The sequence below is a fragment of the Dactylosporangium sp. NPDC005572 genome (assembly GCF_040605515.1).
Lineage (GTDB): Bacteria > Actinomycetota > Actinomycetes > Mycobacteriales > Micromonosporaceae > Dactylosporangium.
In genome coordinates this window covers 1-13,216 of record NZ_JBEXCY010000280.1, presented here as the reverse complement: position 1 = coordinate 13,216, position 13,216 = coordinate 1, and the positions used below count along the sequence as shown (strand labels likewise).

12 protein-coding genes are annotated in these 13,216 nt (G+C 67.8%); 5 read left to right on the top strand and 7 right to left on the bottom strand.

What is annotated here, in order from left to right; all coding sequences use genetic code 11:
• Positions 1-1,225 (bottom strand): hypothetical protein (locus ABZS66_RS56085; RefSeq protein WP_354772255.1); only part of this gene is annotated, 1,225 nt, incomplete at its 3' end.
• Between the two features lie 382 nt (positions 1,226-1,607).
• Positions 1,608-2,381, bottom strand: coding sequence for a transposase (locus ABZS66_RS56080; RefSeq protein WP_354772253.1), 774 nt, complete (start codon positions 2,379-2,381; stop codon positions 1,608-1,610).
• 446 nt (positions 2,382-2,827) lie between these two features.
• Between ABZS66_RS56080 and ABZS66_RS56075 the strand changes: the two genes are divergently transcribed.
• The 3 genes from ABZS66_RS56075 to ABZS66_RS56065 all read left to right on the top strand — a co-directional run bounded on the left by ABZS66_RS56075 (position 2,828) and on the right by ABZS66_RS56065 (position 5,328).
• Positions 2,828-3,289 (top strand): MarR family winged helix-turn-helix transcriptional regulator, encoded by a 462-nt coding sequence (locus ABZS66_RS56075; protein ID WP_354772251.1) that lies wholly within the window; start codon positions 2,828-2,830, stop codon positions 3,287-3,289.
• Positions 3,286-4,464, top strand: coding sequence for a pyridoxal-dependent decarboxylase (locus ABZS66_RS56070; protein WP_354772249.1), 1,179 nt, complete (start codon positions 3,286-3,288; stop codon positions 4,462-4,464). Before ABZS66_RS56075 ends, ABZS66_RS56070 begins: the two co-directional genes overlap by 4 nt.
• A gap of 489 nt (positions 4,465-4,953) precedes the next feature.
• Entirely contained in the window at positions 4,954-5,328 is a 375-nt protein-coding gene (locus tag ABZS66_RS56065) for a helix-turn-helix transcriptional regulator (RefSeq protein WP_354772248.1), read from the top strand.
• 193 nt (positions 5,329-5,521) lie between these two features.
• Here ABZS66_RS56065 and ABZS66_RS56060 read toward each other — a convergent pair whose 3' ends face one another.
• The 4 genes from ABZS66_RS56060 to ABZS66_RS56045 are packed head-to-tail and all read right to left on the bottom strand — an operon-like array spanning position 5,522 to position 9,950.
• Complete coding sequence (locus ABZS66_RS56060; protein ID WP_354772256.1) at positions 5,522-6,889, bottom strand: ATP-binding cassette domain-containing protein; 1,368 nt, start codon at positions 6,887-6,889, stop codon at positions 5,522-5,524.
• Positions 6,890-6,894: 5 nt separating this feature from the next.
• Positions 6,895-7,857 carry a branched-chain amino acid ABC transporter permease gene (locus tag ABZS66_RS56055; protein WP_354772246.1) on the bottom strand — a complete coding sequence of 321 codons (963 nt, stop codon included), beginning with the start codon at positions 7,855-7,857 and terminating at the stop codon, positions 6,895-6,897.
• On the bottom strand, positions 7,857-8,720 hold the full coding sequence (locus ABZS66_RS56050) for a branched-chain amino acid ABC transporter permease (RefSeq protein ID WP_354772244.1): 864 nt from the start codon (positions 8,718-8,720) through the stop codon (positions 7,857-7,859). The genes ABZS66_RS56055 and ABZS66_RS56050 overlap by 1 nt, the downstream gene beginning before the upstream one ends.
• Before the next feature lie 30 nt (positions 8,721-8,750).
• Positions 8,751-9,950, bottom strand: coding sequence for an ABC transporter substrate-binding protein (locus tag ABZS66_RS56045; protein ID WP_354772242.1), 1,200 nt, complete (start codon positions 9,948-9,950; stop codon positions 8,751-8,753).
• A gap of 200 nt (positions 9,951-10,150) precedes the next feature.
• On the opposite strand from ABZS66_RS56045, the gene ABZS66_RS56040 reads away from it, so the two are divergent.
• The gene (locus tag ABZS66_RS56040; protein ID WP_354772240.1) at positions 10,151-11,071 is read left to right on the top strand and encodes an MBL fold metallo-hydrolase; all 921 of its coding nucleotides are present in this window, start codon (positions 10,151-10,153) and stop codon (positions 11,069-11,071) included.
• 13 nt (positions 11,072-11,084) lie between these two features.
• Here the strand turns inward: ABZS66_RS56040 and ABZS66_RS56035 are convergent, their stop codons facing one another.
• Positions 11,085-11,864, bottom strand: a complete 780-nt coding sequence (locus ABZS66_RS56035; RefSeq protein WP_354772238.1) for a helix-turn-helix transcriptional regulator — start codon at positions 11,862-11,864, stop codon at positions 11,085-11,087.
• Positions 11,865-12,309: 445 nt separating this feature from the next.
• On the opposite strand from ABZS66_RS56035, the gene fabG reads away from it, so the two are divergent.
• Positions 12,310-13,020 (top strand): 3-oxoacyl-ACP reductase FabG, encoded by a 711-nt coding sequence (gene fabG / locus ABZS66_RS56030; RefSeq protein ID WP_354772236.1) that lies wholly within the window; start codon positions 12,310-12,312, stop codon positions 13,018-13,020.
• The last annotated feature ends 196 nt before the right edge of the window (positions 13,021-13,216 follow it).

Here is a 13,216-nt window from a genome sequence, read left to right as displayed (position 1 = left end):
CAACGATGCGACGCGTCTGCGCCGACAGTCGCTCGCCGTGGCCTCCGGCGACGCCGTCGTGCAGCGCGAACCCAGCCTCCCAAGGCTGGACCAGGTCGAGGTGCTTCCACGCCAGCTCAGCACGGCGCCGCGCCCCACCATCTACATCGCCGAACGCGTCCCGCGCCGTCGCTTCCCGGCGCCACACACCCGCCGCATGCGGTAGATGCCCAACTTGTTCGAGTCGCTCGGCTACCCGCGCAAACTCCGGAACACAGCTTCTGTCACCGGCTGTAAGGAGGCGTTCGGCGTTCTCGAGAACACCGTCCAGGTCCAACGCCATCAGGGGACCCCGGACAACGGCATCCGCGACGAGATGCTCGACGATCCGTTGCTCGTCGCGTGCCCGTTCGAACCGCAGGCCTCGCCAGCGCAGCTGCCTGCGGACCATCGCCGCATCCACCACACCCGCTGATGGGCCCCAGCCTTCAGCCAACCCAACAACATGCGCGAAGACCGTCAACGCGGACACATCGGCGGCATCGGCGATACCTGCCAGGCGATCAAGCGCAACGGACAGGTCCGGCGACTCGCCGTCCGGTAGTGGCCAGACCCGCAACACACTCAGAAGCCGATGCGCCGACTCGGCTGACGTGCCGAACAACGGAGCTCCGGCAGCAGCGGCAGCAGTGACCGTGTCCCGAACGTCGTCGAAGCGCCGGCGCACATCGACGTCCAGTACGCCTTCGACCAGCAGCGCCTCGGCGAACGTCGAGTATGTGCTGTGCCCGCTGCAACACCTCGCCAACTCACGCAGCTGCATCAGCCCGCTCCACGGTTCAGCGGCGATGACTCCCAGGAGGGCATCGCCCCGCTCGAACTCGACTTCGTAGTCGGACAATGCTTGCAATGCCTGACCAATGACACTGACGAACTCGGTGTTCCCCGGCGTGGGCCGCAGCGACCGCTTCACCTGGAACTCGACCCACGGCGCCCGTTCCGTTAGGTCGCCATAGACGATGATGTCGTCCAGAAGGTGGCCACGCGACCGCTGTTGCAACGCCACCCGGGCAACTGGTCCCGGCAGCCCCAGGCATTTGCCCTGGCCGAGCAGGTCAGACAGCAGGATGGCGGCGGCCTGGTACTCGTACTTGAAACCCGCGCCACTTGTAGACAACGGCGATACAAGCCCCAAAGCGTCCGCCTCGCATCCCGCTCGCCAATAGCCGGTACCGGCGATTCGCATCCTGCCTCCGGTCCAGAGTGGATCGAGCTTCCCTCAGCCGGCCACGCAGTGGCAAGGATCGAGGCGACACGGGTATCTGCCCAAGCCCGGCACGGCAGGGGTCCGCAAACCAGTGCTCATCGAGCAGGTCGTAAACGTTGAGGCCGGACAGATCAATTGTGGTCGGCGGGATCTCCATCTCCGTATCTGTGGTCATCCGGGGCATGTTTCCAAGCCGGCTGCACTGCATCGCCGCCTCCGGAGCTCGGTCTGCCTGATCCGCTCAGTCATCTAGCCTCGGCCGCGAGTAGCCTCGCCGCCATCGGCAGGTGCACTGATCTTCAGTCGAGGACGATGGCCACACTGCGGCAACTTCGCCACTACAGAGGTTGAATGGTCAGCGTTACGGCGGTTCGGGGTCGACGGTCAGGCCGGTGTGGGTGAGGAAGCTGGTCCGGAGGTCGGGGCGGTACTGGATGCGCTTGAGCCGGTTCTTCACCACGGCGGCGAGTTGGTCCACGCCGGTCACGGCGAGGTTGCCGAGGCCGCGTTTGACGTGTGACCAGACGCCTTCGGTCGGGTTGAGGTCCGGGGCGTAGGCAGGCAACTGGATCACGTGCAGCCAGTCCCGGCTGGCGGCCAGTTCCCGCATCGCGGCTCTGATGTGCGTGTTGAGGTTGTTCCAGATGACCACGATCGGCGCCTTGAGGTACTGGTGGGCGGCGTCCAGCAGGGCGGCGTAGCCAGTCTCGGCGAAGCTGCGTCGCTCACCCTTGCGGGAACAGTGGACCTTGATCCGGTACAGCAGGCTCGTGCGTTGTCCGGGCTTGACGCAGACGAGCCCGGCCACCGAGATGCGGCCGGAGCCCATACCGGATACCGCAATCACCGGTGTCCGGCCGCGCCGCCCCCACGTGCGGGCTTTGGGCGGCCGAAGCGTATGACCTGCCTCGTCCTGGAAGCAGATCCACGCCCCGCGCTCGGCCGCCACTCTTTTGCCTGCGGCGACGCCTCCCGCCGCCACGTCGCGGTCGCCGCACGGCAGGTCCTGTCCACTGCCGGCGGCCTGCCATCCGCCGGCCCCAAGCCGCACACGGCCCTCTGTTGGTGGCACAGTCGTCGGCCGGAAGTCCGTGAACTGTCGCCGATGCCGCGTCCTGTCACGACGACGTCGCATCGGTCTGCACGACTTCAATTCTCGGATGCCGCACGGCGCGGTCAGCGGACCTGATCACGACGACGTCGTGATCAGCCGACGTCCCCCGACCTTGCGTCCTTCACGAATCCGTCGCGACCCGCGCGACCTAGCGTCAAGATGGGTTCGCGATGGCACTCCCTCACACCGCGCCGCACGTTCCTGGGCACCGCTGTGACCAGGCAGGATCGAACTCGAACCGATCACCGTTAACGCCGGACTCTCGACTGCGGTCGAGTGTCAGGTATCGATCGAGCTCGGGGGAAGAAGCGATGTCCGGAACCGAGCAGTCCAGGGTCGTGCGGGAGCCGCTGGCGGACGCTGCCGGGCCCAAATTTCCCCGCCCGAGGCCGCGGCGGCAAGCACCGCCGTGCCGGGCGGCGCAGGTGGTGGCAGCAGATCGTGCACGCTATCAAGGCCCGCCGCCGATGAGCGCCGCCTGGGTCCCGCGGGCCCATACCGACACGATGGGAACGGCGCCGGTGGCGGTGGCGGTCTGGCGGCTGGCGCGCCGGGTTCGCACGAACGCTGAGCGAGTCGTGCTGGCGGGGACCGGACTCACGCTGCCGGACTATGCGGTGCTCCAGCTGATCCGCACGCGGCCAGACGTGCGGGTGGCCGAGGTCTGCCGGCAGGTCGCCGTGGCCAAGGCCACGCTGAGCGACATTCTGGCCAAGCTCATCCGGCGCGGTTTCATCAGCCGTCGCCGCCCGCCAGCGGATCGGCGCACGGTCGTGCTCGCGTGCACGCCGGCCGGCGCCGCCATGGTGCAGACGTTGAATGCGGCGATGCGCGCCGCGGGCGCCAGCCTCGTCAACGGCGACGAGGAGCTGCTGGAGCTATGCGCCGTGCTCGCGCGGCGCCTCGACGACGCGGAATCGGTGGCGTGACCGTCCGGCGCCCGATGCCGACGCCGGTCACGGCGCTGTTGGCGGCGTGTGACACCCGCCGGGCCACCATGCTCGGCGAGCCGTACGCGACTGACTTCGACGCCGCCGCCAGCAGCGCACCCCTGCTACATCACGCCCTACGCCCCGAGCAGCCCGACACCACAACAGCCGTCTCCACCCGCTGGTTTACCGAGCACGCCCTCGCCCAGATCGCTAGCCTGTTGCACGCCCCGGCGCACCGCTGGCGCGGCGCGGTCTGTGAAAGCCTGCTCACGGCGACGCTGCGCACGTTGATGCCGCTTCGCCGGGACGCGCCGGACCTCGTGCTGTATCGATCGGCCGCCGCGCATCCGCACCTTGCTGCCGCAGCCGAGGTGCTCGACCTGGACAGCGTGGTGGTGCCTGTGGACCGGCGCGGAGCGGTCTCCGTCTCTGAGCTTGCTGCCGAGGTCAGGCGCCGGCGGTCCCACCGGGCCGTGGTCGTGGCGACGCTGGGAACACCGGCGACCGGAGCGCTGGATGACGTTGCTGGGGTTCGTGCCGCCACCGACCTGCCGCAGGTACAGCGGCATCTGCACCTTGACGCACCGCTGGAGGGCCTCGCACGTGCCGTCCGCGACGACGTACCGGCATCCGCCGGGTTCAGCTCCGGCGCGGACAGCATCGTTGTGGCCGCTGATCAGTTCCTGGGTGTGCAATTGCCGTGCGCGGTGACGATCCACCGGACCGATCCAGCCCGATCGACCGACGACAGTGTCGGCGCGGCGGCAGCCCTTGACATCGGGTCCGGGCACGCGGCCGTCCTGCTGTGGCTCGCCCTGCACGAGTTCGGCGTCGACGGGCTCGCCCGCCGCGCCCGCCGTAGCGACGCCCTCGCGCGCTACACGCTGCGCCGCCTACAGGAGCTCGGCTGGCCGGCGTGGCGGCACCCCGGCTCGATGACCGTCGTACTCCGGCCGCCGTCGCTGTTGCTGCGGCGGCGCTGGTCACTGCGGGTCAGCAACGGCTGGGCCCGAATCGTATGCGTCCCCGGGGTGACCGAGGCCCACATCGATCGGTTCATCGCCGAACTCGGCCCCGACATGCCACCCTCCCCGGCCGCGTCAACCGCGGCGGCTGATCCGGACGTCCCCGTGGAACCAGCCGCCGGCCGCGGCCCGGCCCAGGCGGCCTAACCCATCCCATCGCTCCAAAATCTGTACCGCGCCCGCATGGCCGGCCTTCGTCCCACACGGCGTTGTCGACGCTTACGCGGCGGGCGCTGTGCATGCCTCGCATCGGCGGAGCGCAACGGGCTGTGGCCAATCTCAGCGCCGCGAACCGGCTTGGCTCGGCGGAGCATGAGGGCCTTTTCGGCACGGCGACTGCCGGTATCGCCCACTTCAGGTACCAGCCACTTCATGGCGCACTGCAGTGGAGCGCTGCATGCTTGCACTCTAGGTGCCGCCGAGTTGCACGTGGTGCCAGAGGTGCGTCTACGGCAGGCCGACACCGCGCATCGCGTGCCTGCCCAACACGGCGCGGACCGCCGACGAGCACGAGTGAACGCACGTCGTCGACCTGTCGCGCATCACGCGGCCTTGGCGGTGCAGATGATGGCGAAGCAACGCGGGGGTATCGGAGATGGGTCTCTGGAACGGTTCAGCGTTGGATGGTGATACGGCATGAGCAGGCGTCGGGTGCCGGAGCGGATGCCGACCGCCGAGGAACTGGCACAGATGGCGCCGGGCGAGCGGATCTTCCATTACCGCCTCAAGCGCGGGATGTCACAGTCGGGCCTGGCCAGCCGCATGAGGCTGATTGCCGAACGGTATCGAGGTTTGGGCACCGACCGGTGGCAGGTTTACCGCTGGGAGATCGGCGAGCACGAGCCGGATCTGTACACACGACACATCCTCGCTCAAGCACTGGGTGTCCAGGTCACCGACCTCGGGCTCGCACCGAACCCGTACTTCGAGGCGTCGGAGGACGGCACCGCACCGCCAAGCCGGCCGACGGTGACGCCGCAGCGGTCGCCCTCTACGCCGCGCGCGGCCTAGCGGCGCTGCGGCGGCCACGAACCGTCCGCGATCCGCCGGGGAGATCCGATTCGGTCGTACGGCGTCGGGCTCTATTGCTGTCAAGCTCGTGAGATCGACGTTCGACCTCAACGAGTTGACGGCCGATCCACCACCTGACGACGCGCCGCGGAGCTAAACATGTCGCGCCAGCGGGCGCGCGGATGCACTCTTCTCATCGGCCTGCCATGGTCGGCGCGGCTGCCTGCAGTGCCCACTCATGGTCTGCAACCTGCACAAGGGGGCCATCCGGAGCTTCGGTAATTAGCACGGCCGCGCCGCGGGAGGCCACCGAGCGGATGATTTCGAGCAGCTCACCGGTCGCCTGGTGGGACATGCCTTCGGCGGCTTCGTCAAGTACGAGCACGGTTGGTTGTCTCGCGAGTGCGCAGACAACGGCGAGGATCTGGCGTTCCCCGCCGGAGAGGGTGTGGACCGGCTGGCGCATGCGTGCGGGCAGCCAAGGTGCCAGGGCGAGCGCTTCCGGGGGAAGGCTCATCGGCGTGGAGCGGGCAATGGACAGCTGGTCGGCGACGGTCAGCCCGTGTAGCGGTGTCGGTGCTTGCAGCACAGTGCCGACACCGCGCTGGGCGCGCTGGGCCGCCGAGGTGTTCGTGATGTCGCTGGCATTGAGCAAAATCCGCGAACCCGCTGCAGCTGGCAGGAGCCCGGCGATCACCTTGACCAGCGTGGTTCGGCCCGCGCCGGGGATGCCGGTGAGGGCGACCACTTCGCCGGGCTCGAGACGCAGAGTGATGCCGGCCACAGCCGGGTGCCGGTCGTCGCCGACGCTGACGTCGACCAATTCGAGTGCCGCGCCTGAGCTCGCCTGGTCGTCGGGTTCGGTTTGTCTCGTAGCCGCGACCGTGCTGGCCGTTGCCTCAGCGCGTGGATGGCTAGGCGACAGTCGCTGCTGTCGGCCGGCGCGTAGTTCAGTGATCGTGTCCGCGAGTGCGGCGACGACCTTCGGGCTGTGGTCGGTGAAGACGAGCGTTATGTCGCTAACATCGCCGAGGAGTCGCCGGAGCAGTTCGGCTGTCGGTTGTTCGCCGAGGCCGGTGCTGAGCTCGTCGAGTATGAGCAGTCGCGGTTGTGCGGCGACCGCGGTCACGAGCTCGAGTACCTGGCGCTGCCCGTGCGAGAGGTCGGCCGCAGTGATGTGACGCTCGGCAGACAGGCCGGCGAGTTCCAGAAGGCGCACGGCATTCCGGCGGGCGTCGTTGAGCCGTCGGCCGGGTATCGCGAGCGCAACGTTGTCGATCGCGGTGAGCGAGGTGACAACGGCGGGCTGTTGCCAGGTGCGGCTCATCCCGAGACGGCTGCGGCGGTGCAGCGGCAGCCGGGTGACGTCGCGTTCATCGAACAGGATCCGGCCGGAGGATGGCCGGGCTGTGCCGGTGATCAGGCCGAGCAGGGTTGTTTTGCCGGCCCCGTTCGGGCCGATGATCGCGTGCCGGCTGCCAGCCGGAATGTGCAGGTTGACGTTGTCCAGGACCGTAGTGTCGCCGTACCGGTGGGTCACCCCGTGCACGTGTACGGCCATGGCGGTCACGGTGGTCTCCTGGTGAGTTGGCTGCACAGGCGGCGGCCGTAGGTGGCCAGGAGGAACAGGGCTCCGAGCAGGGCGGTGGCGTGGCCAGCCCAGACGGCGGGGCTGAGGTGGTCGCGGACCCCGACGATGAGGGCGGCGCCGAGCATGGCGCCGGTCTGGCTGCGGCTGGTGAGCAGCGCGGCGAGCAGGGCCAGCGCGGAGACGGTGAAGCCGCCGTCGACGGGGCCGATGGTATGTCTGGTAGCGACCAGCAGTGCTCCGGCGGTGCCGGCGATGCCGCCGGCCAGGATGTATGCAGCCCAGAGGTAGGTGGTGGCCGGGTAGCCGTTGGCGCGGGCACGGTCCTCGTTGTCGGCGATCGCGCGGAGGGCGAGGCCGAAGCGTGACCGCAGCAGTATTGCCAGGCCAGCGCCGACAAGCACAACCCAGGCGAGGGTGTAGAGGTACAGGTAGCCGATGCGGGTGACTGGGGCGGTGCCGGGCAGCATCGTGATCGCGTCGACGGTCATGCCAGCGTCCCCGCCAGTGACGGCGGCAGCCTTGCCGGCGACGGTCTGGACGAGGATGCCTACCGCGAGTGTGATCATGAGAAAGACCGTGCCGCGAGTCTGCACGGCAAGGACGCCGACCGCAGCTGCGGCCAGTGCACCCCCGGCTGCTGCGGCGAGGAGCTGCAGCGGGCCGTTGTCCGTCACGGTCCGGGCCAGGTTGCCGGCGAGGTAGCCGCCGACGGTGAGGTACGCGCCCTGCCCGAGGGTCGGCAGGCCGGCGACCGTGGTCAGTAGGTGTGCGCTGACGGCGAGCAGTCCGAGGACCAGGGCGTAGGCGGCCAGGGAGATTGTGTATGCGTCGAGGATCCATGGTGCTGCGACAGCGCATGTGAGCACGACGGGTGGTGCTGCGCGGTGCAGTATCTGCGGCCAGCCGGGTGGGCGGATTTGGGCAGTGTTCTCGAGCATCAGGTGACCCTGATGCCGGCGGTCGTCCTGCGGGCGCGCCAGACAAGGCCCACGACCAGGAGCACCAAGAGCAGGAACGGCGCGGCCAGGGGCCAGGCGACCGCGGCGGTCGTCTGGATCTGGCCGACCAGTAGCGCTGCGGCCAGGCTGCCGCGCATCGACCCGAGACCGCCGGCCACGACGATGATCAGGGAGAGCGTCAGCACGCTGGAGTCCAGGCCCGGGGCGGGGCCGAGGATTGGGGCGCCGAGCACTCCGGTCCCAGTGGCGAGCGCTCCCCCGGCCGCCATGACCAGCAGCTGCGCGCGCCGTGGTTCGACGCCCAGCGTGGCGACGTATCCGGCGTCGGCCGCCACAGCGCGGACCAGAGCGCCAGCCCTGCTGGCCTCGACTGTCAGGTACAGCAGGACGGCGAGCGCGGCGGCCACGACGATGACGACCAGCCGGTAGGTCGGGTATGCGTGCCCGAGAAGCACCACCGAGCGGTCGAGGCCGGGCGGCGCCTGCACCGAGCGCGGCTGGGCGCCGTGTCCGGTGGTGAGCAGGTCGACCAGTACCAGGCCGATCCCGATCGTGGCGAGTACCTGGTCGAGGTGGTTGGTCAATGGTCGCAGGAGCACGGCGAGGCCGCCGCCGGCCACACCACCGGAGACGAGTCCGGCGGCGAGCGCGGCGAAGAATCCCAGCCAAGAACCGGATTCGGCGAGCCACCAGGCCATGCAGGTGCCGGCGAGAAAGAATGCGCCGTGGCTGAGTTGGAAGACGCCCGCAACGCCGAGGGCCAGGCTCAGCCCGGTGGCGACGCAGTACAGCAACAGCCCGAGCGCCAGCCCGTCCAGCGCGATGATCAGTTCGTCGGCCACGACCTGAAACCTGCTCTCTGGCCTTGGCGGCTAGCCGCCAAGGGTGGTGAGATCCGGCTTGATCACGACGTTCGCCATGCCGGTGCCGGCGGCCTGGGCCTTCCGCACGCACCAGCGTTGGACGGGGGTGTGCGTGGTCGGGCTGAGCGTCCACGTGCCGCGCGGGCTGGTGACGGTGCCGAGCTTGCCGATCGCTGTGTTGATCTGTTCGCCTGATGCGGTCGCTCCTGCGGCGGTGATCGCCTTGTCCAGCAGCGCGCCGGCGGCGTAGATGGTTTCGGCATAGAGGTTCGGTGCCGCGCCGCCGTTGCGTGCCTTGTAGTCGGCGACGAAAGCAGCGTTGCCCGGGTTGTCGAGGGTCGGGTCGTAGGTGGCGACGGTGGTGATGCCGTTCGCTGCTGCACCCTGGGCCGCAAGTGCGGCGCCTTCGGTGAGGAACGCTGGCCCGTACAAGGGCAGGCCGACACCGAACTGCTGGTATTGCTTCACGAAGGCGATCGCTGGTGCGCCGGCGTAGAACGCGTACACGGCTTTGGCCCCGGACTCTTTGATCTTGGTGAGCCACGGCCCGAAGTTTCCGTCACCGGGCCAGGGCGTGTAGGTCGGCTGCCCGCCCGGGTTGGCGAGGGTGCCACCCGCTGCGGTAAACGCGGCGACGAAGCCGCCGACCTGGTCCTTGCCGCCTTGGTAGTCCGGGCCGATCGCGTAGACAGGCCCGTCGACGTTGGCCTTGAGGTACGGGCCGGCAGCCTTGCCGTAGTCGCGGGAGTCGAACGAGGTGTGCCAGACAAAAGAAAGGTCGCTCAGCGTGCTCGGGCGGCCGCCGGTTCCGATGAATGGGGTGTGCGCTGCGGTGGCCGGGCCAGCGATGTTGTTGACAGCGTCGGCGTTGGCGACGCCGACGATGGCGTCGACGTGGTCGTTGGTGATGAGCCGATCGACGGCGGCGCGGGCGGTAGGGCCGCCGTCGCCTTCGTCTGCCAGGACGTACTTCACGGTGCGGCCGCCGAGTTTGTTGCCGTGGCGTTCGAGGTAGGCTGTCCAGCCTTTGAGCATGTCGGCGCCGATCGGCTGGTACGGACCTGACTGCGGCACCACCACCCCGATCGTGAGGTCCTTGCCGGGCGCCGCCTCGGTGGTCTCGGAGTCGAGACTTGAGCCTGTGCATGCGGCCAGGAGCAATCCGCAGATGAGCCCCACGGTTGGCGGCAATGTCCTGCGCAGCATCATATTCACGCTCCTTGATCGCAATAACGAGTTGGTGTCAGCTACTTGGTCGGTGCGGCACGGCGGTATCGTCGCGGCTGGTCACGGTGCATTCGTCGGAGCGGTATCGACTGGACGCCAGCGCCTATCCACCGATTGGCCATTGTCTGTATCTGCTTGCCCTGGCAGCATTTCCGCTCATGCACGCAAGCGGGGGCGAGCCTGTGCTGGAGCAACTCGCGCCCGGCGTCTATGCATACCTGCATTCCCGCAGTGGATGGGGGTATAGCAACGCCGGTGTGATCGCAGCCAGCGACACAGCCATGCTGGTCGACACGCAGTACACGCTGCCGATGACCCGTCGGCTGATCGCCGCGATCGGAGACGCGGACCTGCCGCCGATCTCCACGGTGGTCAACACCCACCCCAACGGCGACCATTGCTGGGGCAACCAGTTGGTCACGCAGGCTGAGACGATCGCGTCGGCCGCCACCGCTCATTCGATGCCGCACGACTTCCCACCGGAGTTGATGTCGCGATTGCTCAGCGACGAAGCCCAGGCCACCGCGGCGGGCCGCTACACGCGCCAGCACTTCGGCCAGTTCGACTTCACCGGGATTAAAGTCGCCCCACCGATGCGGACGTTCAGCGGGTGCCTGGAAGTGCCGCTCGGCAACCGGACGATCGTCTTGATCGAAGTCGGGCCGGCACACACCGAAGGCGATGCCATCGTTTACGTTCCCGACAGTGCCGTGGTGTTCGCTGGCGACATCCTCTTCACCGCCGACCACGCCGTCATGTGGACCGGCCCGCTCGCCAACTGGATCGCGGCGTGCGACACGATCCTTGCCACCGGCGCGACACGGATCGTTCCCGGCCACGGCCCGATCGTCAGCCGAGCGGGAGTCATCGAGTTCCGAAGCTATCTCGAGCACGTTCAGGCCGGGCTGGAGCTGAGGTACAGGCAGGGCATGCCGTACTGGCAAGCCGCAATGGACATCCCGTTGGGCCAGTACAAGGAACTCCCGCTGCGCGAGAGGCTCGTCGCTACCGCAGCCGCGACTTACCATCATCTCGGCGCCCCCAAAGCGGCACCCGCCGAAGTCCTCGAACGGATGGCCCAGGCGTACTTCGACGCCACCTGAGACCACCGCCCGGTCACGCGCGGGCCTCCATGGCATCGGCCGGCACGAGCATCATGACGCGGAAACCGGCCGCTCGAAGCGTCGTCAGGGCAACAATCTCGATCAACCGGGGCTCGTCGAAGTACGGCACATGCATGAGTCGGCGATCGCCGTCCGGATGCAGGTGTACCTCCGCCTTGTCCTCCCAGATCCGCCTTGCATCGGCGCTGCCGGCCAGGATCCGCCGGATGATCTCCTGCAGTCGCGCGTTATCCGGATGGCGAGCGCTCGCCGCCCGTAGCTGGGCCAGCATGGGCCTGGCCCAGTCACGCTCCCAGTTGATCAACTGGATCTTGCTTTCTTCGTACAGGAACGGCCACAGCATGATATTGGGCTCGTGCCGTAGATGTGGGAACCACCGAACGTGGTGCTCATTGCTGAGCAGGCAGTCCCATGCATCATCGGAAACATACGCCGGCCACGGCTGGGCATTGACGATTGCCCGCAATGAGGCAAACTCGGGACCGAGCGGCACAACTCGCGGTGGCTCTGGCTCCTGCCCAGTCACCAGCATGTACAGCACGGCACGTTGCTCCGGCGACAGCAACAGCGTCACCGCCACCCGGTCAAGGAATGTCGACGAGTAGGTGCCCGGTTCCCCGCGCTCCAGGTTGGCGTACCAGCGAGTGGAAACACCGACCCGGTGTGCTACGTCCTCCTGACTGACCCACCGCTTGCCCTGGCGCCCGTAAACGAGACCCGGAACAGCGTTTGGATCAAGGCTTCGCCGCCATTTCGGCAGCAGTTCCCGCAATTGCTCACCTGGCGAAACTTGCGCCAGGCTCCCCGCCATTGCTTCCACACAGTCCCCCGGTCGTGTAGCGCAAGCCGCCGCAGTCGCCAGGTCGGTAAATCGTCTCTCGAAGCAGACAACGACCGCTTCCGCGACAGCTGAGCCACGAAGAAGATCGCTCACTTCCAAACCAAGGTTTGTAGCCGAGCCATTCCAGGTTGTCAATCACCGCGACCTTCGCGGCCGTCGCAAAAGCCGCATTTTCCGGACATCGGAACTGACAGTTCCGGAACCACCCGGTTCATGAACCGATACATCCCTGGCGCCGCACGTGCCAGACACGCACGCTCTGCAATGTCCGGCGTACGGGGGACCATCGGTGCGATAAAAGCTGCCGATCTTACGCAAAGCGGACAGACATCCCGTCGAAGTACGTCCGTGCGGGCGCTTTCCGGAAGTGGGTAGCATGAATCAACGATCGATCCTGATCACTGGTGGTAGTGCCGGCATTGGGCGTGCGACCGCGCTGCGGTTCGCCAAAGATGGGCACAAGGTCGCTGTGACGTTCCGCACAAGCGAGCCCCCAGATGGCGTGCTCGGGCTCAAGTGTGACGTGTCGGAGCCGGACTCCCTGGACGCCGCGTTCAAAGAGGCCGAGGCAGTCAACGGCCCGGTGGAAGTTCTGGTGTGCAGCGCCGGAATCACCGCCGATCAGCTCCTCATGCGCATGACGCCTGAACTGATCGATCGAGTCCTGACGACCAATCTGACCGCACCGATCCTCGCAGCCCGACTCGCCGCCCGGAAAATGATGATCAAACGTTTTGGTCGCATTATCTTCGTGAGCTCAGCCGTGGGCATGCGAGGCGAAGTCGGTCAGGTCAACTACGCCGCCTCGAAAGCCGGTCTCGTCGGCGCAGCCCGTTCGATAGCGCGCGAGCTCGGAAGCCGTGGCATCACCGTCAACGTCGTCAGCCCTGGTCTGACCGACACGGAGATGCTGCGATCGACGATCGGTAGCGAGAAAGCCGCAGCGCTGGCCGCCGAGGTGCCCGTGCCGCGTATCGGCCAACCCGAAGAAGTCGCTGCCGCCATCGCGTTTCTGGCCAGCGACGAAGCCGCATACATCACCGGAGCGATCATCCCCGTCGACGGCGGCGCCGGCATGGGTCACTAGAGCCGCAAGTCGGGGCTCAACAGGTTGTGTCGTTCTCCACAGCCGGCGATGGCCGGCCGCTCGCGACGTTTGTCGTCGACGAGCCCGCTGTACCCAACCCGGTGGCGTCCACCGCCACCGGGCCATGCGGTAGCTCCGCTCCGTTGTGGTGACCGATCCCTCAGCCCCAGAGCAGGGTCGATCGCGTTGGCGGCGC